Annotated in this window: 20 protein-coding genes; 4 read left to right on the top strand and 16 right to left on the bottom strand. The window is 65.2% G+C overall.

Going from position 1 to position 24,952, the window contains the following annotated elements; translation table 11 throughout:
* Nucleotides 1–42 precede the first annotated feature (42 nt).
* Together ACODSN_RS02040 and ACODSN_RS02045 are read right to left on the bottom strand one after the other, a co-directional pair.
* Nucleotides 43–1,257 (bottom strand): CmpA/NrtA family ABC transporter substrate-binding protein, encoded by a 1,215-nt coding sequence (locus ACODSN_RS02040; RefSeq protein ID WP_489052757.1) that lies wholly within the window; start codon nt 1,255–1,257, stop codon nt 43–45.
* Nucleotides 1,254–1,835: an ANTAR domain-containing response regulator gene (locus ACODSN_RS02045; protein ID WP_489052759.1), complete on the bottom strand. Its 582-nt coding sequence runs from the start codon at nt 1,833–1,835 to the stop codon at nt 1,254–1,256. Before ACODSN_RS02045 ends, ACODSN_RS02040 begins: the two co-directional genes overlap by 4 nt.
* A gap of 219 nt (nt 1,836–2,054) precedes the next feature.
* Here ACODSN_RS02045 and ACODSN_RS02050 point away from each other — a divergent pair, with 219 nt between their 5' ends.
* Complete coding sequence (locus ACODSN_RS02050; RefSeq protein WP_489052761.1) at nt 2,055–4,217, top strand: TonB-dependent receptor; 2,163 nt, start codon at nt 2,055–2,057, stop codon at nt 4,215–4,217.
* Between the two features lie 43 nt (nt 4,218–4,260).
* Here ACODSN_RS02050 and ACODSN_RS02055 read toward each other — a convergent pair whose 3' ends face one another.
* The 7 genes from ACODSN_RS02055 to ACODSN_RS02085 form a co-directional block, all read right to left on the bottom strand.
* Nucleotides 4,261–4,854 (bottom strand): nitroreductase family protein, encoded by a 594-nt coding sequence (locus ACODSN_RS02055; protein ID WP_489052763.1) that lies wholly within the window; start codon nt 4,852–4,854, stop codon nt 4,261–4,263.
* Nucleotides 4,855–4,955: 101 nt separating this feature from the next.
* Nucleotides 4,956–5,747, bottom strand: coding sequence for a class II aldolase/adducin family protein (locus ACODSN_RS02060; protein WP_489052764.1), 792 nt, complete (start codon nt 5,745–5,747; stop codon nt 4,956–4,958).
* Nucleotides 5,748–5,953: 206 nt separating this feature from the next.
* Nucleotides 5,954–7,045: an LLM class flavin-dependent oxidoreductase gene (locus ACODSN_RS02065; RefSeq protein ID WP_489052765.1), complete on the bottom strand. Its 1,092-nt coding sequence runs from the start codon at nt 7,043–7,045 to the stop codon at nt 5,954–5,956.
* Between the two features lie 17 nt (nt 7,046–7,062).
* Nucleotides 7,063–8,322: a rhodanese-like domain-containing protein gene (locus ACODSN_RS02070; RefSeq protein ID WP_489052767.1), complete on the bottom strand. Its 1,260-nt coding sequence runs from the start codon at nt 8,320–8,322 to the stop codon at nt 7,063–7,065.
* The gene (locus ACODSN_RS02075; RefSeq protein WP_489052768.1) at nt 8,319–8,939 is read right to left on the bottom strand and encodes a cysteine dioxygenase family protein; all 621 of its coding nucleotides are present in this window, start codon (nt 8,937–8,939) and stop codon (nt 8,319–8,321) included. Before ACODSN_RS02075 ends, ACODSN_RS02070 begins: the two co-directional genes overlap by 4 nt.
* Nucleotides 8,936–9,730: an ABC transporter ATP-binding protein gene (locus ACODSN_RS02080; protein ID WP_489052770.1), complete on the bottom strand. Its 795-nt coding sequence runs from the start codon at nt 9,728–9,730 to the stop codon at nt 8,936–8,938. The genes ACODSN_RS02075 and ACODSN_RS02080 overlap by 4 nt, the downstream gene beginning before the upstream one ends.
* A 2-nt stretch (nt 9,731–9,732) precedes the next feature.
* Nucleotides 9,733–10,551 (bottom strand): ABC transporter permease, encoded by an 819-nt coding sequence (locus tag ACODSN_RS02085; protein ID WP_489052772.1) that lies wholly within the window; start codon nt 10,549–10,551, stop codon nt 9,733–9,735.
* A gap of 288 nt (nt 10,552–10,839) precedes the next feature.
* Here ACODSN_RS02085 and ACODSN_RS02090 point away from each other — a divergent pair, with 288 nt between their 5' ends.
* Nucleotides 10,840–11,676, top strand: coding sequence for a LysR substrate-binding domain-containing protein (locus ACODSN_RS02090; protein WP_489052773.1), 837 nt, complete (start codon nt 10,840–10,842; stop codon nt 11,674–11,676).
* Nucleotides 11,677–11,718: 42 nt separating this feature from the next.
* Here the strand turns inward: ACODSN_RS02090 and ACODSN_RS02095 are convergent, their stop codons facing one another.
* The 4 genes from ACODSN_RS02095 to ACODSN_RS02110 are packed head-to-tail and all read right to left on the bottom strand — an operon-like array spanning nt 11,719 to nt 14,989.
* Nucleotides 11,719–12,675, bottom strand: coding sequence for an NAD(P)-dependent oxidoreductase (locus ACODSN_RS02095; protein ID WP_489052775.1), 957 nt, complete (start codon nt 12,673–12,675; stop codon nt 11,719–11,721).
* A 3-nt stretch (nt 12,676–12,678) separates the two neighbouring features.
* Nucleotides 12,679–13,860, bottom strand: coding sequence for an acyl-CoA dehydrogenase family protein (locus ACODSN_RS02100; RefSeq protein ID WP_489052777.1), 1,182 nt, complete (start codon nt 13,858–13,860; stop codon nt 12,679–12,681).
* Between the two features lie 6 nt (nt 13,861–13,866).
* On the bottom strand, nt 13,867–14,823 hold the full coding sequence (locus ACODSN_RS02105) for an ABC transporter substrate-binding protein (RefSeq protein ID WP_489052779.1): 957 nt from the start codon (nt 14,821–14,823) through the stop codon (nt 13,867–13,869).
* Nucleotides 14,824–14,845: 22 nt separating this feature from the next.
* Nucleotides 14,846–14,989: a hypothetical protein gene (locus tag ACODSN_RS02110; protein ID WP_489052781.1), complete on the bottom strand. Its 144-nt coding sequence runs from the start codon at nt 14,987–14,989 to the stop codon at nt 14,846–14,848.
* Between the two features lie 98 nt (nt 14,990–15,087).
* Here ACODSN_RS02110 and ACODSN_RS02115 point away from each other — a divergent pair, with 98 nt between their 5' ends.
* Nucleotides 15,088–16,440, top strand: coding sequence for an FAD/NAD(P)-binding protein (locus ACODSN_RS02115; protein WP_489052783.1), 1,353 nt, complete (start codon nt 15,088–15,090; stop codon nt 16,438–16,440).
* A gap of 27 nt (nt 16,441–16,467) precedes the next feature.
* Here the strand turns inward: ACODSN_RS02115 and prfB are convergent, their stop codons facing one another.
* From prfB to ACODSN_RS02130, 3 genes are all read right to left on the bottom strand, one after another.
* Nucleotides 16,468–17,595 (bottom strand): peptide chain release factor 2, encoded by a 1,128-nt coding sequence (prfB, locus tag ACODSN_RS02120; protein ID WP_489052784.1) that lies wholly within the window; start codon nt 17,593–17,595, stop codon nt 16,468–16,470.
* A gap of 108 nt (nt 17,596–17,703) precedes the next feature.
* Complete coding sequence (locus ACODSN_RS02125; RefSeq protein WP_489052785.1) at nt 17,704–20,235, bottom strand: penicillin-binding protein 1A; 2,532 nt, start codon at nt 20,233–20,235, stop codon at nt 17,704–17,706.
* A 66-nt stretch (nt 20,236–20,301) separates the two neighbouring features.
* Nucleotides 20,302–21,582: an N-acetylmuramoyl-L-alanine amidase gene (locus ACODSN_RS02130; RefSeq protein WP_489052786.1), complete on the bottom strand. Its 1,281-nt coding sequence runs from the start codon at nt 21,580–21,582 to the stop codon at nt 20,302–20,304.
* A 524-nt stretch (nt 21,583–22,106) separates the two neighbouring features.
* On the opposite strand from ACODSN_RS02130, the gene ACODSN_RS02135 reads away from it, so the two are divergent.
* Nucleotides 22,107–24,860, top strand: a complete 2,754-nt coding sequence (locus ACODSN_RS02135) for an Rne/Rng family ribonuclease (RefSeq protein ID WP_489052787.1) — start codon at nt 22,107–22,109, stop codon at nt 24,858–24,860.
* Nucleotides 24,861–24,952 lie beyond the last annotated feature (92 nt).

The following is a 24,952-nucleotide window of genomic DNA, read 5'->3' on the forward strand; positions in this document are numbered from 1 at the left end:
GCGAATCGCTTCATGTTGCAAGGCACAATTTTCGCCGCGATTTCAACGCGGCGCGCCGAACGTCTCCAGAAACGCCTCGATTCGGTCCGGGTCGAACACCCGCCCGTCGAAGAAGCTGTCCGGGCCGAGTGTCAGCTCGCCCCGGCGCGAACCTACCGCGAGCGGGGCCGCCACCGCGCCTTCCAGCTTCATGCTCGCGCCCGGCATCGGCACGGCGCTGTCGGCCAGCGCGCGGCGGAAGATGTCGGGCCGGAACACGCCGCCCGCCTTCGCCGCATTGTCCGCGCTATGTTCCACCATGCCCCAGCGCGCGAGTTGCGAATAAATCCACAGCGCTTGGCTGCGCCAGGGAAAGGGCGTCGCTTCGCGCGAAAACAGCATGAAGTCGGGATTGGAGACCAGCGGTTCGCCGACTCGGGCGAGAATATTGCCGGACAAGGCGCAGGCGATCAGTTCGGCCGGCTGATCGACATAGCGCGGCTGGGACAGAAGATGCGCCAGCTCGTGATGATTCGCCGGATCGTCGCACCACAAAGCCGCACGGGCGAGCGCCCGCAGCAGCCGGTCGACGCTGTCGGGATTTTCTTCCATCCAGCTTTCGCGAAAGGCCAGGATCTTTTCGACGCCGCGCCGCCAGATCCGCTCGCCGATCGCCACGGCCTCGGCAAGGCCCGCATCCACCGCCGCGCTGCCCCATGGCTCGCCCGCGATGAAGCCGTCAATCTCGCCAGCGCGCATGGCCTCCACCGTCAGCGACGGCGGCAGAACCCGCAGCATCACATCGCGATCGGGATCGACGCCAGCGCTCGCCAGCCAGTAACGCAGCATGATCGCATGGCTGGAAAAGCGGTGGACGACGCCGATCACCGGCTTGCGCCGCCACAGGCCGATCGCGGCGGCGAAATCATGCGCGGTGCCCAGCGGATCGGAGAGGCGGCGCGCGACATCGGGATCCAGCGCCTTGGCGAAATCATTCGCCATGACCAGCATATTACCGTTGACGTTAAGCTTGAACGGCGCGGCAAGCGGGGCCGGCTGCTGGCTCAGCCCCAGCGTCACCGCGACGGCCAGCGGCGCGAGCATATGCGCCGCCTGCACCTGACCATAGACCAGCCGGTCGCGCAGCGTCGCCCAACTGGTCGTGCGGACGAGGTCGAGGCTCAACCCCTCCTCCTCGGCAAAGCCGCGCTCGCGCGCGACCGCCAGAACGGCGGCGTCGGTCAGCGGCAGGAAGGCGATCCGCAGGCTGGTCATCATAAGGCTCCTCCGAGCAGGTCGCTGGCGGTGATCAGCGCCTGCGCCACTTCGACGATCTTCTTGCCCTGATTCATCGCGCTCGATCGCAACAGCGCATAGGCGTCCTGTTCGCTCAAGGATCGCTGGTTCATCAGGATCGACTTGGCGCGATCGATGATCTTGCGATCGGAAAGGGCGGTGCGCGCTTCGTCCAGTTCCGACTGGATGCGCGCGAAGGCGTTGAACCGCCGGACGGCGAGTTCCAGCACGGGTTTGACCCGTTCCTTGCGCAGCCCGTCGACGACATAGGCGGAGACCCCCGCGTCGATCGCCGCGCCGATCATCGTATCGTCGGACTGGTCGACGAACATCGCGATCGGACGGGCCAGCGCGCGGCTGACCGTCAGCATCTCCTCCAGCGTGTCACGGCTGGGACTGCCCAGATCCATGAGCACGACATCGGGCGCCATCCGTTCCAGCCGTGCGACGAAGGCGCCACGCGGCGGCACGATATGGATATCGTCATAGCCCGCCTCGCGCAGCCCCTCTTCCAGGACCGTCGCTCGCAACCCGCTGTCATCGATGATGACGATTCTCATGAAGCTCCGTCCAATGCGGCAACCGATGACGCCGCATGGCCAAGCCGCATCCTCTGGTCAACGGTATAAAGGCGCGGGGCGATACAAGCTATCTATGAGTTTGGCGTGCGACCGATTGGCCGAACTCGCTTGAGCAATTTCTCTACTGATTTACTCGGCAATTCACCCCTGGGCGCGCTTGCGTGTCCGGGGGACCAGTAAGGGGGAATTTCAAGCGCAATGAAGAACAGCATTTTGGCGGGCGTCGCGAGCGCCGTCCTCTCCACAGGACTGACGGCGGCGGGCGCGCAAGCCCAGATATCAGCACTGGCGTTGGCGCCAGCAGAGGCGGCCGCCGACAGCGGTGGCGAGATCATCGTCACGGCCGAACGGCGCGCGACAGACCTCCAAAAAACCGCCATCGCGATTTCCGCCTTCACGCCCGAAACGCTGGCGCAGCGCAATATCAGCAATGTGCGCGACCTGGCGGGTCAGGTGCCGAACCTGTTCGTGGCGCGCACGTCCATCAGCCACACGACGCAGACCTTTTCCCTGCGCGGCGTGGGCGAGGCCGATCCCATTCAGGAGCCGGTGATCGCCATCTATGTCGATGATGTCTATGTGCCGCGCCAGATCGCCTCGATGAGCGAATTTGTCGATCTGGAGCGTATCGAGCTGCTGCGCGGGCCGCAGGGCACGCTCTATGGCCGCAATTCGAGCGCGGGCGCGCTGCGCATCATTACCCGCGCGCCGGACGAGGAGACGCATGTCACCGCCGAGCTTGGCTATGGCAGCTTCAACGATGTTCAGGGACGCGCCCTCGTCAGCGGCAAGATCGCCGATGGGCTGTCGGGCAGCATCGCCTACATCCACCGCTCGCGCGACGGCGTGACCTATGATCCGACGCTGGGCCGCGATGTGAACCGCATCGACCTCAATGCCTGGCGCGGCAAGCTGCGCTTTACCGGCATCGAAAATCTCGACGCGCTGCTGACGGTCAACGTCACGCGCGACCGCAGCGACACCCGCGCCTATATCCCGGTCGTCCAACCGGGGGGGTTCAGTCGTCGCCGCTCTTTTTCGGAGGTCGATCCGGTCCAGCCGCTCAACGCCACCAGCGGGTCACTGCGCCTGATCTACACGCTATCGCCGCAGCTTTCGATCAAGTCGATCACCGCCTATACCGGCTTCAACCTCAATCCGGTCGCCTATGACAATGACGGTCAGGCGGCGCTGATCCAGCGGAATGTCATTCATTATAATGACAAGGCCTTTAGCCAGGAGGTGCAGCTGAACGGCGAATTTGGCGATTTTTCGTTCACCAGCGGGCTATTCTATCTGCACGAGCGGTTTTTCGTGCAGCGCGACGGGTTCAGCCGGGTCGGACCGCTGCCCACCTCCGCCATCAACCGGCAGCGGGCGCATAATATCACCTATACCGACGCCTACGCCCTGTTCGGCGAAGGCACATGGAAGGCGAACGACATCTTCAGCATAACGGCGGGCCTGCGCGGCACGATCGAAAAGAAGCGCTTCGTGTTCGACAACAAGGTGATCGACGATAATCGCAATGTCGTGGCGCAATCCATTGCGGGTGAAGCCGAAAAAACCTGGAAGGCGTTGACCCCGAAATTGTCGGTGCAGGCGCAATGGTCGCCCGAACTGCTGCAATATCTGACCTATTCGCGCGGGTTCAAATCGGGCGGGTTCGACAATCGCGCGACCCGGATCGATCTGGCCACCCTGCCCTTCGACCCGGAAAAGGTGTCGACCTATGAAGGCGGGTTGAAAGCGACCCTGTTCGGCAAGGCGCTACGCAGCAATCTGGCGGTGTTCTACAATGATTATCGCGATTTGCAGGTCTCGTCCTACGACCCCGTCTATGTCGGCAACCGGCGCGGCAATGCGGGCAAGGCACATAGCTGGGGCGTCGAGCTGGAAAATGACCTGCGCCTGTCCGATCGCTTCTCCATTCAGGCGTCGGGCGGCTATCTCAAGGCGGTCTATGACGATTATAAAGGCGCGGGCGGGCCGGGCGTCGACGCGGATGGCAATCCGCTGGTCAATGCGCCGAAATGGTCGCTGTCGGGCGGCGCGAACTATGAATTGCCTCTCGGCGCCGGGGCGAGCACGCTGCGGCTGTCGGCGAACGCGCAATATCAGAGCGGCTTTATCCAGAATGCGCTGAACCGGCCGCAGGATCATGTGCCCGGCCAGACCTTCGTGAACGGCTCCGTCACATGGGTCCTGCCCGACGATCGCTTCCAGCTATCCTTGCAGGGCAAGAATATATTGGGCGCGAACAAGCCGGTCGGGTCGGTCTACATCCCTTCGACCGGCATCTATTATAAAAATTACGCCGATCCCGCGACCGTGCTCGTCAACGCACGCTTTTCCTACTGAACGCGCGGGGGGGGCGTGGATGCGCCCCCCTCGCTTTGGCGGTTCAGCGGACGAATCGGCCTTCGAACGCGAAGTCGGCAATGGGCTTGCGATCGCTCGGCTGCTCGCGCGCCTGCAAAGCGTCCGGCAGGATCGCTACGTCCCCGCGCCGGCCGATGGCGACCGCCGCCTCGATGCGGAAACGATCCGGCACCTCCAGCGCCTTGCGGGCCGCATCCATATCCACGCCGGTCATGCCGTGGCAATGATAGCCAAGCCGCGTCGCCTGCAAGGCGAGCAGCGCCCAGGCGGCGCCCGCATCGAAGCTATGGCTGTGCGACGGCTTGGGTTCCGACCCGTCGCCCTTGTCCATCACGCCGTCCGACAGGATGAACAGCAGGACCGAGGCATGCTGCGCCCACCCCTGATTGAACGGCAGCAACAGGTCGAGAAAAGGCTGCCATTCGGCCCCATCCCGATGGGCATAGAGGAAACGCCAGGGTTGATAGTTGAACGCCGACGGCGCCCAGCGCGCGGCCTCCAGAATGGAATCGAGATCGGACTGCGGGATTGCCGCTCCGTCGAAGGCGCGGGGCGACCAGCGCTCGGTAAAGAGGGGATCGATCGGATGCGCGGGCGCGCGGCTGTTCATGCTCATCGGGTCTCCTTTAGGGCCGGAGGCGCGATAACAGCACCACCGCCGACGGCCCAAAGATATTTGAACCGACCGCGATTATCCTTCCCGGCAAGTCCCGTGCGTCAGACGTCGAAACCCGGAACATGCCGCTGCGCGTGGCGCAGCGCCGCCTGCCAGACCAGATCATGGATCGAAATCTTGCCGCCCAGCGTGACGCGCCCGCCTTCCATCTGACGGCGCACTTCTTCCTGTGCCGCTTCCGGCGCGATCAGCACATGATCGCGGCCGATGCCGAGCGAACGGACCTGCACGGTGCAGGCCGATTCCAGATTATAGATGTTGAGCCAGGCTTCACCGACCGATCGACCCAGCGCCAGCGTGCCATGATTGCGCAGCAGCATGATTTTGGAGTCGCCAAGGTCCGCGACCAGCCGTTCCCGTTCGTCGAGATTGAGCGCGACCCCTTCATAATCATGATAGGACAGACGCGGAATGACCGCGAGCGCGCGCTGGTTGAGGGGCAAAAGCCCTTCGGCATGGGCCGACACGGCGACGCCGTCGGCGCTGTGGAAATGCGCGATGAACAGCGCATCCTCGCGGGCGCCGTGAATGGCGGAATGGATGACGTAACCGGCATAATTTATGCCGTAATCGCTGTCGCCGATGACGTTGCCGTCGAGGTCGACCTTGACCAGACTGGACGCGGTGATTTCCTCGAACATCAGGCCGAGCGGGTTGATCAGGAAATGATGGTCCGGCCCCGGCACGCGCGCGGATATGTGGGTGAACAGGAAATCGTCCCAGCCATAATGCGCCGACAAGCGGTAGAAGGCGGCCAGATCGACCCGGACCTTCCACTCCGCCTCGCTGATGCCGGCGTCATGGAGAGAATCATTTCTAAGAATGGTGGCCATGGGTGGGCTCCTTCAAAAAACTCGGCCGTCCGCAGTGCAGGCAGAAAGGGCCTTGCGAGGGTCGGCGGCGGCGATCATCCGCCCTGGGCCAAACTGGTGTCGAAAGCATCCGCCACGTCGCGCTTCCCTTCTATCAGGCCGACGCGCCGATAGCGAGCGGCGACCACCTGTTCGCAGGCAATGATGGCCGCCCTTCCCGGCCCGTATCAGCCCGCGAGCGCAAGGCGGGCGGCGCCACGCTCGGCCACCTTGCGATGAACGACCGGCAGCAATTCGCGGCCGTAGAGGATGCTGTCGCCCAGTGGATCGAACCCGCGGATCAGGAAATGATCGATGCCGATATCATAATATTCCAGCATGGCGTCGGCCACCTGTTCGGGCGTGCCGACAAGGCCGGTCGAATTGCCCTGCGCGCCGGTCAGCGCCGCAACCCCGGTCCACAGCCGCGAATCATGCCGCTGGCCACCAAGCGCGGTGTCGAGCAGGCGCAGCGAACCGGCATTGGCCGGGCGGTGGCCGCTGACGGGAAGGCCGGCGGCGATCCGGTTTTCGCGCACCTGTTCCTCGATCTCGTCGGCGCGCTTCCAGGCCGCTTCCTCGGTATCGGCGATCACGGGGCGCAGCGACAGCGAAAAGCCGGGATCGCGGCCATGACGCGCCGCCGACCGCCGCACTTGCCGCACCGTGTCGGCCACGCCCTCCAGCGTCTCGCCCCAAAGCGCATAGACATCGGCATGACGCCCGGCGACCTCGATCGCCTCGTCCGACGATCCGCCGAAAAAGACCGGCAGATTGTCGGGCTTGATTGAACTGAACGCCTGCCGGATGTCGTAATATTTGCCCTGATGGTCGAAGGGCTGCGCCTGCGTCCATTCCTGCCGCAGGATGGTGAGATATTCATCGGTGCGCTGATAACGCTCGGCCTTGACCGTATGGCCGTCGCCGTCGCGCGCCATTTCCTCGTCCGCGCCGCCGGTGATGATGTGCACCGCCACCCGTCCGCCCGAAAGCTGGTCGAGCGTCGCGAGTTGCCGCGCCGCGACCGTGGGCTGGGTGAAACCGGGCCGATGCGCGACAAGGAAACCGAGCTTCGAAGTGATCGCGGCGGCGTGGGCGGCGACGATCTGGCTTTCGGGCGTGTTCGACCCGAACGGGATGAGGACGCGGTCGAAACCGCCCTCCTCCTGCGCCTTCGCCGCAGCCTCGACATAGGCCTTATCCAATATGCGGCTGCGCACGGCGGAATGGGTTTCGGAGTCGTTGTTAAAGCCGATATAGCCGATGAACTTGACGCTCATGAAAGCTTCCCTTCGTATCAGATAATGTAAAAGCCATGGGTGCCGTCGCGCTCCAGCTGAGCGACGAGGCCATATTCCCAGTCGAGATAGGCCTGCATTTTTTCGGCCTGATTATCGGTGCCCTCATAGGGGCGCTTGTAGCGTCCTTCGGGGCCGCGCGGCGCGGGCGCGCCGCCATGGCCCTGCTCCAGCGTCACGGCGGACCAGTCGACGGCGAGCACATAGACTTCCCAGCCAAGCTGCGCGAGCCACGACGCCGTCATGTCGGCCCGTGGACCCACATCGTCGGCGAGCACGATGCGCGCGCCGCGCACTGGCGCATTATGATCGGTTTCCTGCACCAGCTGGCCGCCCTGCGCATTGCGGAAGCCGGGCAGATGCCCCGCTTCATAAGCACGCGGCTGGCGCACGTCATAGCGATAGAGGGTGCGGCGTTCGTCCGCTTCCAGATGGGCCAGTTCGTCCCAGCCGATCCATTTGACCCCGGCGCGATAAGCGACCGCGCGGGCGTTGGCGCGCGCTTCATCGATCGCCTGGTCGTCCACCTCGGGCGCGACGCGGACTTGGCCCGTCTCCAGCGTCTGGCCGGCGAGCGTCCATCCGATCGTGCCGTTGCGCAGCGCATAGACCCGGTTGGGCAGGCCCGCATTGACCAGCGATTGCGTGCCGATGATCGACCGGGTGCGACCGGCGCAATTGACGATGATCGTCGTATCCGGGTCGGGCGCGATCGTGCGCGCCCGCAGCACCAGTTCCGCGCCGGGCACGCTGGTGCCGGTGGGAATGCTCATCGTGCTATATTCTTCGTAGCGCCGCGCGTCGAGGATCGCGATGTCCGCTTTCTCCCGGATCAGCGCCTGCACCTCTTCGGCGGCGAGCGACGGCGTGTGGCGATGATGTTCGACCAGTTCGCCGAACGCCTTGGAATAGCTGTTGACGTCCTCGAACAGTTCGTAGCCGGCGTCGCGCCAGCCCGACAGGCCGCCTTCCAGTTCGCGCACGTCGGTGTAGCCGAGCGCCGAGAGGCGCACCGCCGCCTTGCGCGCCAGCCCCTCCCCGGCATCATAGACGACGACCGGCGTATCGAGCCGGGGAATCCGCCAGCGCGCTTCGGCATCGATCAATCGCAAGGGGATTTGCGCGGCGAACAGCGGGTGGCCCTGCGCGAAATCATGTTCCTCGCGCACGTCGATCAGCGCGATCTCGTCGCGGGCCAGCAGCGCGGCGCGGATTGCGGCGGGGGTGGCGAGATGATGGTCGAGAATGATGGTGCTCATGCGTCTTTCGATCTGTCCCAGAGGTTGGGGATGCTTGCGTTGGCGTAGCCAGAAACAAAGGGTTTGCGCCTGCCGTCGGCCGCGTAGGTGGCCCGCTGCACCGCGCCGATATTGGCGCCATAGACGTGGATGCTGACCGACGGTGCGTCGGCCCGGCCATTGGCGACGCGATGAATGTCGCCGACGCGCGGCGAAACGGGGTCAACCTCCCCTTCACGCAGGATATCCTCGCGCTCCAGTTCAAGCCCGCCCTCCGGCAGGCGACGATAACGCTCGACCCGTTCCGATCCCCGGAGCACGCCCACCAGCCCCCAGACGCCATGGTCATGGATCGGCGTCGATTGGCCGGGACCCCAGACGAAGCTGACGACGCTGAACCGCTCCCGGCTGTCGCAATGGAGCAGATATTGCTGGTAGCGATCGGGATTCGGGCGCGCATAGTCGTCCGGCAGCCAGTCGTCACGGGCGATCAATCGGCTGAGCAGCGCGCCGCCGCTTTCCAGCAAAAGCCGCTCGTCGCGGGTGCACGCGACCAGATCGGCCAGCGCGGTCACGAAACCACGCAGCCGCGCCGTATCGACCAGCGCCGGTCCCGCAATCGGAGCGACGGCGTTCATTCCGCAGCCTGCGCGACGGGGACAAGCGTCGTGCGCGCATCGTCAGCCGCTTCACCGCCCAGTTGGGACAGTAATTGCTGGCGCAGGCGCGGCGCGAAGCCCGCCCGGTCGCCTCGCGGCGCGGTGATCCGCTCCTGCGCGACGATGCGACCGCTGTCGAGGACGAGGATACGATCGGCCAGGGCGATCGCTTCGTCGACATCATGGGTCACGAGCAACACCGCCGGGCGATGCCGCCGCCAGAGCGACAGCACCAGATCATGCATGCGATAGCGGGTGAGCGCGTCGAGCGCGGCGAACGGCTCGTCCAGCAGCAGCAGTTGCGGCTCGCGCACCAGCGCGCGGGCAAGCGCGGTGCGCTGCGCCTCGCCACCGGACAGCGTCAGAGGCCAGGCGTCGATGCGGTGGCCCAGGCCGACCTCCTTCAGCGCGGCTTCGCTGCGCGCCCTGATGTCACCGCCTTTCAGGCCCAGCGCGACATTCTTCCACACCGGCTTCCACGGCAGCAGCCGGGCGTCCTGAAACACCACCGCGCGCGATCCCGGCACGGTGATATCCTGACCGCGCGCATCGTCCAGCCCCGCGAGCGTGCGCAGCAACGTGGTCTTGCCCGATCCCGATCGGCCAAGCAGGGCGATGAATTCGCCGGGCGCGATCTCCAGATCCAGTCCGTCGATGATCGTGTTCGGGCCAAAGCGGCGGACGAAATTGCGCAGGCGGACCACGGGGTCGGCATGCAGGATATCGCCCTGACCCGAATCGACGATGGAAAATCCCAGGCGTGCGTCCATGATTATTGCTCCACTAGGCTGGGGCGCCAGGCAAGGGCGCGGGTTTCCACGATGCGAACCAGCCAGTCGGCGCCAAGGCCAAGGATGGCGTAGACCATCAGGCAGACGACGATGATGTCGGTTCGCATGAAATCGCGGGCGTTGTTGATGAGATAGCCAAGACCCGCCGACGCGTTGATCTGTTCCGCGACGACGAGGACGAGGATGGAGATCGACAGCGCATAGCGCAGCCCGACCAGCAGCGAAGGCAGCGTCGCTGGCAGCACCACATGCCATATCTGCTCCCGCCGGGTGAGGCCGAAGCTTTTGGCGGCGTCCAGCAAGCGGACGTCCACGCCGCGAATGCCGCTATACAGGTTGAGATAGACCGGAAAAATGGTGGCGAAGGCGATGAGCACGACCTTGGGCGTTTCGCCGATGCCGAACCACATGATGAACAGCGGCGTCAGCGCCAGCGCGGGGATCGTCCGCTTGATCTGCATCAGCGGATCGATCGCCAGCTCTCCGGTCCGGGACAGGCCCGCAGCCAGGCCGAAGATCACGCCGAGACAGACCCCCAGCACAAGCCCCGCCGCCACCCGCGCGAACGACACCAGCAGATTGGATGGCAGCTCGCCGGTGACTATCATCTCGAACAATGTGCCGACGACCGCCGATGGCGCGGCGAGCGTCCGCTCGGGGATCAGCCCCGCACGCGAGCCAAGCTCCCACAGGATCAGGAGAATGACGGGCGAAACCCACCTGCCGCCCAGCCGGGTGAAGGAGGTTTTGTGCGGCCTGGCGGGCTGCGCGGTTCCGATGGAAGGTGCCAGACTGGCCATGGTTCGAGTCTCATATTCCGAGGAATGTCCAACCCACCATGATTTCTCTACTCTATCAATTGAGTTTTATCTTGGCCGCTTATAAGCAGAAGTTATACGCGGTTGCCGTGCCGGCCCCGAAGCGTCCCAGCAGCCTTATTTGGGGGATTTCCGAACGAGAAAATCACCGCTGAAAGCTTTTTATGAGCGATGCAAATGTCAACTTGTTTGATTGACATATGAGGGCCGGAGATAAGCGCAGGCCCGCTCCGCCAAGGATCGGCTTACCCTTTTGAAATGAGGCCCCGCGTGCCGGTCAACCTGCCTACCAATCTCCTCCGCAGCTTCGTCGCCATCGTCGATACCGGCTCGATGCTGAATGCGTCGGAACAGGTGTTCGTCACTCAGTCGGCGCTCAGCCTCCAGATCAAGCGATTGGAGGAACTGGTGCAGCAGTCGCTGTTCCTGCGGGAAGGGCGGCGCCTGCATCTGACGCAGGCGGGTGACGTCCTGCTGGACTATAGCCGCCGGGTGCTGAGCCTGCATGACGAGGCGATCGCGGCCGTCAGCGCGGGGCGCTTTGTCGGTCCCGCGCGGATCGGCATGGTGCAGGATTTCGCGGACACGCTGCTGACCGGCATGCTCTCGCGCTTCGCCCAGCTTCATCCCGATGCACAGATTTTCGCGCGCGTCGCCGGGACGGCGGAATTGCAGGGCCTGCTCGATCGGCGCGAACTGGACATTCTGCTCGGTTTCGCAGCGCCCAATGATCCGGATGCGATAACGGTCGCGCCGATGGCCTGGTATGGCGAACCTACGCTGGTCGATCGCGATCCCATCCCGCTCGCCGTGCTCGAACAGCCGTGCCGGTTCCGCGAAGCGGCAATCCGGGCCCTTGAGGACGCCGGGCTGCAATGGCGGATCGCGGTGGAGACGCCCAATCTCGCAACGCTCAAGGCGGCGGTCGGAGCGGGCCTTGGCATCACCTGCCGCACCCATTTGTTCCAGAGCGACGGGACGGCGCTGGAGGATGAACGCCTGCCCGCCCTGCCCCGCGTCGCGGCCATATGCCGTGCCGGTGAGAAGCTGGATCATGCCGCGCATCGCCTGGCCGAACTGGCGCGCGAAACGGTCGCAGCGCTCTGAAATATGTCAGGGAATGCGCGGCGGGGCGCATTTCCTGACGTTCTAGTAACCGCGCACCGGATCGACGATATCGGTCGGCTTCTCCCCCCGGACGAAGCGGGTGAGATCGTCGTGAATTTTTTCGAGCAGGCGAGGAAGGACCTGCATATAGTTGCTCGAAACATGCGGCGTCAGCCGCACCCTGGGGTGGGTGTAGAGCGGATGGCCTTCGGGCAGCGGTTCGGGATCGGTGACGTCGAGCGTCGCGAACCCCAGACGGCCATCGTCCAGCGCCCGGATCAGCGCCGCCTGATCGACCACCGATCCGCGCGCGACGTTGATGAGATGCGCGCCGGGCTTGACCCGCGCCAGCAGCGCATCATCGACCAGATGGCGCGTGTGCGGCGTCGCCGGCACCGACAGCAGGATATGGTCGGCCTGCGCCACCAGATCGGCGACATCGCCGACCAGCTGCACGCCAGCAACACCGGCCTGCGCGCCGGAACGACGCACGCCGACAACCTGCGCGCCGAGCGCCAGCCCACGTCGCGCCACCGCCGCGCCGATCGCGCCCAGGCCGATGATGCCGATGGTCGTCCCCGACACCCGGCCCAGCGGCGCGTGCACCCATTGCGCGCGGGAGCGTGCGGTCACCGCCTCCAGATTCTTCGCCTGCGCGTAGATGGCGGCGATCACATAATCGGCGATCTCGTCGGCCGCGACGCCGCGCCCGCATGTCACCAATGGCGCGTCGAGCAGCCAGGGCGGGTAGAAATCCACGCCTGCCGATGTGCTGTAGACCCATCTCAGCCGACCGGGCCAGGGATCTGGCCGGGGAACTGCCGACTGCCGCCACGATAGCGAAGGCCGCACGAGCAAGACGTCCGCCTCCACCGCCGCCGCCCATGGCGCATCGTCGCCAATATCGATCAGCGTCGGCGCGGCGGGGTGGCGCGCAAGGCCGGCGTTGAAGTCCGCATCCATCTGACTGGCGATAACAAGTTCGCTGGTCCCGCGCATCGGTCAGTTCCCCAGCGCCGCGCGCCCGGCGGAGATCAGGATCGTGTCAGTCTGCGGCGAATGGATTCGACTGCACAGCACGTCGCGATAATGGCGTTCGAGCGCGTTCTTGCGACTGATCCCCGGATTGCCCGTCAATTCCAGCCCGATTTCGACCGCGCGGATGGCGTTGGCGGTCACGACATATTTGATGCCGTTCGCTTCCACGCCGCCGGGCACGTCGCCCGCATCGACACGCGTTGCCGCATCGCGGATGAGGGTGCGGTTGACCTGAAGCAGCGCTTCGATCTCGCCGAATTTTTCCTGCACCCGCGGCAGCGTGGCGAGCGATGCGCCCAGATTGCTGGGCACGCGATCGTTGAGATAGGCGCGCAGCCAGTCGCGCGCCGCGCGCGCCACCCCGTCATAGATGACCGATATGGACAGGGCGTTCCACAACGTCTGGAGCGGATCGGGCGCAGCCGCCGCCCATTGTTCGGGCAGGCGAACGTCGACGCCATGGTCGAGCGGCGTCGGCGTATCGGTGAAATGCACCGCATGGCTGACGGTCGCGCGCATGCCCAGATGATCCCAGACCGGCTCGATGACGATCCCCGGCGCGTCGGCGCGGACCAGGAAATTGCCCACGCGCGGCGTCGCCTCGTCCGTCTTGGCCCAGACCGAGAACCAGTCGAGACCCGTCGATCCGGTGGAGTAGATTTTCGTGCCGGTCAGCGCCCAGCCATCGGCTGTCCGCCGCGCAACCGTGGCCGGCAAACCACCGCGCACGGGCGTGCCCAGTTCCGGCTCGACGCGCAGGCCGCCGATCAGCCCCTGGCCCGCCACGGCATCGCGCGCAAGCTGCTCGTACAGCCCCGCCGGCCAGTTGCGCGCGCGCGTTGGCGTGGCGTGGTAATGATAGGTCATGAAGAGGATCAGCGCGGTTGACGGCTCACCCTTCGCCACCGCGCCGAGCACGCGCATCGCTTCGGAAAAAGACGCGCCGCCGCCACCATAGTCGCGTGGCACGGTCAGGCCGACCAGCCCCTCCTGCGCCAGCAGGTCGAAACAGGCGCGGGGAAATTCGGCGGAGCGGTCATATGCCTCCGCATGCTCCGCGAGCCGCCGGGTGATCCGGTCGAGCGCCGGAGCGGACACATCCACCGGCTGCGGCAGGGACAAGACGGGGGCCGGGCTGGTCGCCATGATCTCTCAATCCTTCTTCAGCAGCGCGGCGTTGAAACGATCGTCCCACAAGGGCCGCACATCGATGCGTTTGGGGATGAGGCCCCCCTTGGTGAACACATCCGCCACCTCCTGCTGCGAAGCAATCGCGACAGGCGTGACGGGCCGCACCTCCAGATCGGCGCTCTTGCGCGCGAACTGGTCGACGACATATTCGCGGGGCACGCGGATATCGTTCGCGACGATGCCCGCCCATTCCTCCTGATGCGCCGCCGCCCACGCATAGCCTCTCCGCATAAGTCCGAGATATTCGCCGAGCAGCTTGCTTTTTTCCGGGTCCGCCAGCGCGTCGATATGGGCCACGGCCACATAATTGCCCGACAATATGCCGTTGGCCGTCGCCAATATGCGCGCGCCTTCGGTGGCGATGGCGCGCTGGATCGGGAAGCCGAAAATCACCCAGGCATCGAGCGCGCCCTGCGAAAAGGCCGCCGCGCCATCAGTCAGGCCCATGGCGACCGGCTTGATGTCATCCCACCCCAGTCCGGCCTTTTCCAGCAGACGGATCAGAAGATATTGAGAGGTGGTGGCCCGCACATAGCCCACGCGTTTGCCGCGCAGATCGGCGATCGACCGTGCGCCGGATCCCCGTGGCACGAGCAGAACCTGATTATTGACGTCGCCATGCAGGACCGCGATCTGCTTGAAGCTCTGGATCGTCGAGGCGGCGGCGAAGATCGGCGGGATTTCGCTCATGCCGCCGAAGTCGAGCGAACCGCCGTTCAGGGCCTCGACAATCAGGTTGCCGGAGGCAAATTCGCTAAAGTCCAGCGCGAGACCATCGGTCGCAATGCCCGCCGACTTGAAAAGCAGACGGGTATTCCACTCCCCTTTGCCGGTGACAGCGACGCGAAGCCGGGCGCTGCCCGATGTCGCCGCGCCGCAACCGCTCAGCATCAGGCCACCGGCCATCGCCGATCCCATGAATGTCCGTCGCGAAAACATCCTATCGCGCCGCCACTTCATGATGCCGTGGCTCGAACGCCTCTTCGGCGCTGCGCTCGAACAGGATCACCGTCGGCTGCCGCAGCAGGCTTCGCTGGGCGCGGGCATAGGATTGGGCGATCCATCGGGGCAATCGAAGACTCACGGGGGAAACCTCACTCGCTAATTCCCTATTTATCTATTTCACGAGTAGAGATAAGTCTCTCAAGCAATGCTGTTCGACTCATTAGATTTGCTTGACCGATGACAGGCACCGACCATGTCGTCATCGTCGGCGGGGGCTTTAGCGGCACCCTGCTCGCCATCAACCTGCTGACCCATGGCGCGCGCCGGGTGACGCTGATCGAGCGCAGAGCCGACCGGCTGGCCAAGGGGCTGGCCTTTGGCGGGGCGCAGCCCGATCATATCCTCAACGTGCGCGCCGGCAATATGAGCGCCTTTCCCGACCGGCCGACGCATTTCGTCGACTGGCTGGCACAGCGCAAGGCGGGCGGCGACACATCCTTCGCCACGCGCGAAACCTATGGCCATTATCTGCAATCCTTGCTGGCGGTGGCGCGGCTCGAAGCGGCCGACCGTCTGGTGATCGTGCAGGATCAGGCGGTGGACGTCGCATTCCGCACCGGCGATTGCGTGCTGACGCTGGCGTCGGGGCGGCGGGTGGAAGGCGACATCGTCGTGCTCGCCCCCGGCAACCTGCCGCCGCACGATTTGCCGCCCTTTCACGACCTGTCGCCGCCGCGCTATATGCGCGAGCCATGGGCGCAAAATATCGCTGCCGGGCTGACCGATCAGGACAGCGTGCTGCTATTGGGCAGCGGGCTTACCGCCGTGGATTGCGCGCAGACCCTGGAAGCGAGCGGCTTTGGCGGGCGGATCATCGCACTGTCGCGCCGGGGCCTGATGCCGCGCAGCCATAAGGCGGCTGCGCCTTTCACCCCGCGCTCCGACAAGCCGGGCGGGTCCTGCTCCGCGCTGGTGCGATCGCTGCGAGAGCGCGCGCAGGCGGTCGGCTGGCGCAACGCCGTGGATGAAATCCGGCCCTTCACGCAGGATATCTGGCGCGGCGCATCGCCCGCCATGCGCGAACGGTTTTTGCGGCATCTGCGCCCTTATTGGGATGTGCATCGCCACCGGATCGCCCCGGCGGTGGCGGAACGCGTCGCCCGCATGACCGCCGGCGGCAAGCTGGAAACGCTGGCCGGCAAGGTCCGTGAGGCGGTTCCTGCGGGCGATGGGGTCATGGTGAGCTGGCGGCCACGTGGAGCGGCGGTGGAACAGCAATTGACGGTCACGCGCGTCATAAACTGCACCGGGCCGCTGTCCGACCTGTCGCGCACGGTCGATCCGCTGCTCGGCCGGCTGGCGCGGAACGGGCTGGTCCGTCCCGACGCGCATGCGATCGGGATCGACGTGGACGGGCAGAACCGGGCGATCGCACGGGACGGAACCGCGCAGGACCGGCTGCTGGTCGTGGGACCGATGACGCGCGGCGCGCATTGGGAAATCGTGGCCGTGCCTGACATCCGCCGTCAGACCTGGTCGATCGCGCGCCGCCTGACCAGCGCGCACTGGGTCGAAGCCGAAGGGCTATAGACCCGCTCAGCCTTCAGTCAGGGCCGATCAGTCGACATCCTCGACATCGACCTTCTCGCCCGTCACCTTCTGGCTGAGCGCGGCGGCCATGAAGGGATCGAGCGCGCCGTCGAGCACATCGTCGGGCGCGGTCGATGTGACGCCGGTGCGCAAATCCTTCACCAGCTGATAGGGCTGGAGCACATAGGAGCGGATCTGGTGGCCCCAGCCGATCTCGGTCTTGGCCTGATATTCGCCGAGCGTCGCTTCCTCGCGCTTGCGCAGTTCAGCTTCGTAGAGCCGGGCCTTGAGCATGTTCATCGCGGTCGCGCGGTTCTTGTGCTGCGAACGGTCGTTCTGCGACGCGACGATGATACCCGACGGCACGTGGGTGATACGAACGGCAGAATCGGTGGTATTGACGTGCTGCCCCCCCGCGCCGGACGCGCGATAGGTGTCGATCTTGAGATCGGATTCCTTCACCTCGATCTCGATATCATCGTCGATCACCGGATAGACCCACACGCTCGAAAAGCTGGTATGGCGTCGCGCCGCGCTGTCATAAGGACTGATGCGGACGAGGCGGTGGACGCCGCTCTCGGTCTTGGCATAGCCATAGGCGTTCTCGCCCTTGATGAGAAATGTCGCGGACTTGATGCCCGCCTGGTCGCCCGCCTGGTAATCGACCAGATCGACCTTGTAGCCCCGCCGTTCGGCCCAGCGGCGATACATGCGGGACAGGATTTCGGCCCAGTCCTGGCTTTCGGTGCCGCCCGCGCCGGCATGGATTTCCAGATAGGTATCGCTGGCGTCCGCCTCGCCCGAGAGCAGCGCCCTGATCTTGTCCTCGTCGGCCCGGTCGGCCAGCGCCCTGAGCGCAGCGATCGCCTCGCCGACCATGTCCTCATCGCCTTCAGCTTCAGCCATTTCGATCAGTTCGGCATTGTCGGACTTTTCCGCCTCGATCGCGCGGGTCGCTCCAATGGCGCTGTCGAGCCGGGTGCGTTCGCGCATCACCTCCTGCGCCAGCTTCGCATTGTCCCACAGCGTCGGATCCTCGACGCGGGCGTTCAGCTCGTCAAGCCGCCGCAGCGCGCGATCCCAGTCCAGCGACTGGCGCAGCAGGCTGAGCGCGGCGTCGATTCGATCGATATATTGCAGCGCTTCGGCACGCATGGGGACTCTCCGGGCAGGTGCATGGCGTCGAAACGCATCAAGCGCCCGCCCCTATCCGAGGGCAGCGGTTTTGGGAAGGTTCATTCCAGCGCCACAACCAGCAGCAGATCAGTAAATCCCGCCCTGCCCTTCCAGGAAGTCGCTGTCTGTGCGGGCGCGGGTGGCGCCGGCGGCGCGTTTTTCGGCGACCTTGGCCTGCGCCTCTGCCTCCTCCTTGCGGATCGTGCGGCGCGGTTCGGATTCGGGCTTGAACGCTTCCCAGATCACGGCCGCCTTCGGCTCGTCGGTGGGCCATGCGCCATAGACGCGCTTGCCAGACCGGCGGTCGATCGGGACCATGCGAATGCCCGCTGGCGCGATGAACGGCGTCTTGGGCATGGTTTCCAGGATGGGACCGAGCGCCGCTTTCCAGATCGGCGCGGCGATACGCCCGCCCTGCGCCCAGCCACCCAGACTGCGCGGCTGGTCATAGCCGATATACACCCCGCCCACGAGATCGGGCGTGCCGCCAACGAACCAGACATTGGTCGGGCCATTGGTGGTGCCGGTCTTGCCGAACAGCGGCCGCTTGAGATCCGCCAGCACCGTCGCGGTGCCGCGCTGGATCACGCCCTCGGCGATATGCACGACCTGATAGGCGGTCATGGGGTTCATGACCTGCTTGCCCTCGAACCCGAAGCGCGGCATCGGCTTGCCGTCCCAGTTGGGCATGTTGCAGCCGTCGCACGGCCGCCAACGTTCGGGCCAGATCACCTTCCCGCGCCGGTCCTGCACATAGTCCATCACCTTGGGCGTGAGCTGCTGGCCGTGATTGACCAGCATCGCATAGGCGTTGACCATGCGTTCCACCGTGGTTTCGCCCGCACCGAGCGCGAAGGACAAATAGGGCTGATAATCGCCGATCCCCATCGCCTTGATGGTGCGCACGACCCGCTCCATGCCCGTCTGGCTGGCGGCGCGCACGGTCATGAGGTTGCGCGACTGCTCAACGCCCCAGCGCATCGTCTGCGGCCCGGCGCTACCGCCGGAGAAATTGCGGAAACATTTCTGGCCGAGGCTCGCGGTCTGGTAGACGCACAGTGGCCCGTCGACGATGATCGAGGCGGGCGTCATGCCATAATCCAGCGCTGCGGCGTAGACGAAGGGCTTGATCGTCGACCCCGGCTGGCGCAGCGCCTGCGTGGCCCGGTTATAGGAGGACAGGCCGGAATCGAAGCCGCCCTGCATCGCCCGCACGCGACCCGAATGGGTTTCCTCGACCATCATGCCGCCCGACACTTCCGGCACGTTGCGCAACGCCCAGGTCGCACCGTCGCGGGCGACCAGGATCAGGTCGCCTGTCTTGAGGGCGGAGAAGGCGGGCACGCCCATCTTGCGATAGCCCAGTTGCGCAGCGGCGGCGGGAAGCACGCCGGTCGAACCATCGGAAAAGCCGATCTGCGCCTCCGACGAAGTCCGGCCCAGCACCGCCGCGACCTGCCAGCCGGCATAGTCGACGCCGACATAGCTCGCCGCCAGTTCGCGTTCCCAGCCATTGGCAATGTTGATACGTCCGACCGGACCCGACCAGCCATGCCCCGCGTCGAAGCGCAACAGGCCGTTGCGCAGCGCGGTCGCCGCGCTGTCCTGAATCACCGGATCATAGGGGCTGCGGACCCACAGGCCGCCAGCATAGACGCTGTTGGGACCATCCGCCGCCTTCTCGCCGAACCGTTCGATCAGTCGGCGACGCACATCCTCCATATAATAGCCACCGGCGCGCGCATCGAAGCTGGAGCCATGCGCCGCGACCGTGCCAAGCGGTTCGGCGCGCGCCGCGTCGCGCTGCGCCGCCGTGATCCACCCATTGACGAACATCTCGCCCAGCGCCCAGTTGCGCCGGTCGAGCGCGCGTTCATGGCCGGTGGTGCTTTCCGGCCGGTAATTGGCCGGCCCCTTGGGCAGGATGGCGAGATACGCCATTTCATGCAGTTTGAGGTCGGCGACATCCTTGTCGAAATAGGCGCGCGCCGCCGCCTGCACGCCATAGGCGTTGCGGCCGAGGAATATCTGGTTGAGATAGAGTTCGAGGATCTGCTGCTTCGACAGCACGCCTTCCATGCGGTAGGCGAGGATCATCTCCTTGACCTTGCGCGTGGGCGAATATTCATCGCCGATCAGCAGATTTTTGGCGACCTGCTGCGTGATGGTGGAGCCGCCCCGCGCCCGCTGACCCGAACCCAGCTTGCGCGCATAATCGAACACCGCCCCGAAAAAGCCGGGAATATCGACGCCATGATGTTCGAAGAAGGTCTTGTCCTCCGCCGCCAGATAGGATCGGATCAAGAGCGGCGGATAATCGCTATATTGCAGCTGCACGCGCCGTTCGCGGGCATAGCTGTGCACCGGCTCGCCGTTAATGTCGCGCACGATGGTCGGCAGCGGCGGCTCATATTCCAGCAGGGTGGCAGCATCGGGCAGGCCCCGCGCGAAGATCAGCCAGAACAGCGTGAGCGCAATAAGAAAACCGCCCGCCAGCACCGAAACCCAGCGGAACCAGCGCCTCGTCCATAAGCCGCGCAACTGGTCCATCGCGCCGCCGGCGTCGCGTTGAAGACGGTACGCAAAGGAGCGCGCGGGTTCGGGTCGAGCCTCATCCATATGAGCGCAGGCTCTAGGCAGAAAAACGGATGAACGCCAGCGGGTAATCCGCCCCGTTTCACCGCATCAGCCGCCCGCCTGATCGCCCCGCATCACCAGCTTGCGGGCAAAGTGCACCTCGATGGCGCGGGCCACACCGCGCGCAATCCTGCCCTGTCCCTCGCGGGAAGACAGGAAGGCAGCGTCGTCGCCATTGCTGATATAGCCGGTCTCGAACAGCACGGACGGCGTATCCGGCGCCTTGAGCACCATCAGCGACGCAAAACGGTGATAGGCGTCGCGGAACGGAACATAGGGCGACGCCTCACGCTGAAGCAGGCGCGCGAAACTGGCCGAGATATTCATCGATTCGCGTTGGGTGAGATCGATCAGGATCGAGGACACATCGCCCGACTGCCCGCCCAGATTGACGCCATTGATGATGTCGGCCTTGTTTTCGCGCGCGGCCAGACGGGCCGCTTCCCGGTCGGAGGCTGTTTCGGACAGGGTGTAGACGGTCGCGCCATGGGCCTCGTCATTCTCCGCCGAATCGGCATGGATGGAGATAAAGAGATCGGCATTGAGCTTGCGGGCGATGCCATAGCGTTCCTGAAGCACCAGGAAGCGGTCATCGTCGCGGGTCAGCGCCACGCGCACGCGCCCGGATTTGAGAAGCTGGTCGCGGATCGCATGGGCGATCGCCAGCGTCACATCCTTTTCGCGCTTGCCATTTTCCCGGTTGATGGCGCCCGGATCGTGACCGCCATGGCCGGCATCGATCACTACCAGCGGGCGCGCGCCATCACGTGGCCCTTCGACGGCTGGCAGCGCCAGGCTGCGAGATGCGGCTGGAATCGGCACGGTGATGCTGTGCATGCGCCGGGGGGGGCGCGCCATCATTGCCGTGGGCGCGTCGATGACGGCGCGCCCCTTGCCCAGCGCGGCGCGGAAGCCAGTGTCCGAAACGCCTTGTAGCGAGAAGGTGAGTGACCGGCCGTCCGCCGCGAATTGCGGATTGCTCATGACGGCGGGCGTTACGAGATCGAGCACGACGCGCGCGGTCTCGCCGTTCAATTGCCCCTGCCGTACCGCGGACACTGTGCCGCCGCCCCCGGCAAAGCCGTTGGCGCCGATGCGCGCGCCGGAAATATCGAGCGCCAGCCGATGCGGCTCGTTCAGCAGGAACGCGGACGCGCCCTGAACATCGTCGTCGAAGCGCAGCGTCACCAGGTCTCCGCGCACGTCGACGCCAGCGATCCCGCCCGCACTGCCGGGCGCGGCCATGAAGATCGAACTTGCCAGGGCAAGGCTTTGAAGCATGCGCCGTTTGTGCAACGCAGCGGTGTCGGCCGTCCAGCCAAATGTCATGACGTTCACCCGTCCAGCGCATCCCCACGCTGAATTCGGGATTAAGCATCAGCTCTTGTGGCTCCGTAAAATGAAAGGGTTAACAGCGATTTCAGCACAAATGACCGGCGGACGGGCCTGCATCACAATATGTGACAATATTTCCAGCGCCCGTTGCCCCTCTCGTCTTTGACTGCTACCCATTCCCATCCCCGAAAGGTCCGCCCCTATGCTGGCGAGCCTTCAGGGGGGTTTCACGAATGTATCGGCGGGCAAAACGCTCCGACAATCCGGTGCATGAACAGGTTGACGCTGCATGAGGCATGATTTCCATTCCCCGCTGAACCCGATCCCGGGCGATGCGGCGTGGATGGACCGGTTCGGCACATTGCCCGGCCCTGCCCGCGCAGCAGACGCGAACATCATCCTTCAAACCCGGACGACCCCGCAACACGCGCTTTTAACAGCGCGCACGCGGCCGTCCCTTCACTATCGCGCGACGGCCCGGCTCACAGCCTGCGGCCGCCGACGCCGGAGACTATTATATGACAATGCGTATGCTGATCGATGCGCGCCACCGGGAAGAAACCCGGGTCGCGGTCGTCAAAGGTAACCGGATCGAGGAATTTGATTTCGAATCGGCCGAGCACAAGCAGCTCAAGGGGAATATCTATCTGGCCAAGGTGACGCGGGTCGAACCCTCGTTGCAGGCGGCTTTCGTGGATTATGGTGGCAATCGCCATGGGTTCCTGGCGTTCAGCGAAATCCACCCGGACTATTACCAGATCCCGCGCGAGGACCGCGAAGCGCTGCTGCGCGAAGAGCGCGCACATGCCGAGGAAGAGGCCGCACTGCGCGCCGATTTCGACGATGAGGATGATGAGGATGGCGAAGGCAGCGTCGAAACCGTCGAAGCATCGCATCATCACGATGATGAGGACGAGGCCGGCGATGACGACGCTCGCAGCGACGAGTCCGGCGAGGGCGAGGCTGTAGCCGAAAATGCGGCTGAAGGCGGCGCCGAACAGCGCGGTCGAGGCCGTGGTCGCGGTCGCGGCGGCGATGACGCCGCTGATGAACTGCGCCGCAAGCGCATGGCGCTGCGCCGTCGCTACAAGATTCAGGACGTCATCAAGCGCCGCCAGGTGCTGCTGGTGCAGGTCGTCAAGGAAGAGCGCGGCAACAAGGGCGCGGCGCTGACCAGCTATCTGAGCCTCGCCGGCCGCTACTGCGTGCTGATGCCCAACACGTCGCATGGCGGCGGCATTTCGCGCAAGATCAGCAACGCCGCCGACCGCAAGCGGTTGAAGTCGATCATCGCCGAAATGGCGCTGCCGTCCTCGATGGGCTGCATCGTGCGCACCGCCGGGCTTCAGCGCACCAAGCCCGAAATCAAGCGCGACTTCGACTATCTCGCCCGCCTGTGGGACGAGATTCGCGAAAAGACGCTGAAATCGGCCGCGCCCGCGCTGATCCACAATGACAGCGACCTCATCAAGCGTGCGATCCGCGATATTTATAATAAGGATATCGAGGAAGTCATCGTCGAGGGCGAGGATGGCTATCGCGCCGCCAAGGACTTTATGCGCCTGCTGATGCCGAGCCATGCACGGCGGGTAAAGCAATATGCCGACGCGGTATCGCTGTTCCAGCGCGCCAGTGTCGAGGATCAGCTCGCGGCGATGTATAATCCCGTCGTCCAGCTCAAATCGGGCGGCTATCTCGTCATCAACCCCACCGAGGCGCTGGTGTCGATCGACATCAACTCGGGGCGCTCGACCCGCGAGCATGGCATCGAACAGACCGCCGTCGCCACCAATCTGGAGGCCGCGCGCGAAATCGCCCGCCAGTTGCGGCTGCGCGATATGGCTGGCCTCGTCGTCATCGACTTCATCGACATGGAGGTGAACTCCAACATCCGCAAGGTCGAGAAGGCGATGAAGGAGGCGCTCAAGGACGATCGCGCCCGCATCCAGGTCGGCCGTATTTCCGGCTTCGGCCTCATGGAAATGAGCCGCCAGCGTCTGCGCACCGGCGTGCTGGAAGCTTCCACCCGCCAGTGCCCCCATTGCGAGGGCACCGGCCTCGTCCGCACCGCATCGTCGGCGGGCCTGGGCGCGCTGCGCATGCTGGAGGAAGAGGCGGCGCGCGGTCGCGGCAGTGTCATCACCCTGCGCGCGAGCCAGGAAGCGGCCTTCTACGTGCTCAACAACAAGCGTCGTGAGCTGGACGAGATCGAGCAGCGCTATGGCGTGAGCATCGTCGTGCTGCCCGATGGCGAGATCGAGGGGGCGCGCATGTCCGTCGACGCCAGCGGGCCGCGCCCCGAGCGCGTCGTGACCTATGCGCCGTTGCCGCAGGAGGAAGAGGACGAACTCGACCTCATCGAAGAGGAAGAAGAGGAAGAGGCCGAGGAGGAGACCGAGCCGGCCAAGCGGCAAGAAAGCCGCGAACGCGGGGATCAGGACGATCAGGATGGTGGCCGCCGCCGCCGCCGCCGTCGCCGTCGCCGTGGCGGACAGCGCGAGGATGGACGCGAATGCAGTGAGACTGAGGGCGACGAAACCATCGCCGAGGAAGCCGAGAGCGACAGCGGTGATCAAGATGCCGAGCAAGAGCCACGCGAAGCCAGCGCCGACGGGGAAGACGCCGGTCGTCGTCGCGGACGTCGCGGACGTCGTGGTGGTCGTCGCCGGCGCGAGGGTGGCGAAGCGGGTGTCGAAGGCGATACCGCGAGCGAGACCGTCGATGCGGATACCGCCAGCGAGCCGGTTGTTGAGACCGTCGCAGAAGAATCCGAGCCTGCTGCCGTAGAAACGGCCGCCGCCGAAGACGCGCCCAAAACTCGCCGCCGCCCCCGTGCCCGCAAGGTCAAGGACGCGGAAGCCGTAGCGGCTCCAGAAGCGGTTGAAGCGGCGGAGGCCCCCGTTGCGGAGGTCGCCGAGAAGCCGAAGCGGACCCGCCGCAAGAAAGCGGCTCCGAGCGAGGCCGAAGGCACTGAAGCGCCGGTCGTGGATGTCGATGCGCAGCCTGCTGTCGAAGCGGACGCACCCGCCAAGCCCAAACGGACGCGCCGTAAAAAGCCGGTTGCGAGCGATACCGAGGCGACCGATGTCGCAGCGCAAGTAAGCGAGCCGGTGGTCGTTGCGAAGGCAGCGGAGCGGGCGCAAGACCCCGCATCGGCCACCACGCCGGAAGCCGCAGAGACCATCGTGGCCCCCGTGTCTGACGAGGATGCGTCCGAGGAAGATGACGGTACGCCGCGCCGTGGCTGGTGGCAGCGGACGTTCGGCCAGTAAGCATGACGAAGCGCCGCCGCCCTCCCGGTCCAAACCGGATGGCGGCGGCGCTGCGCTTTTGTGAGGCTCGCCTTCACCGTCCATTCAGGCCA

The sequence above is a fragment of the Sphingobium sp. FG11 genome (genome assembly GCF_057809915.1).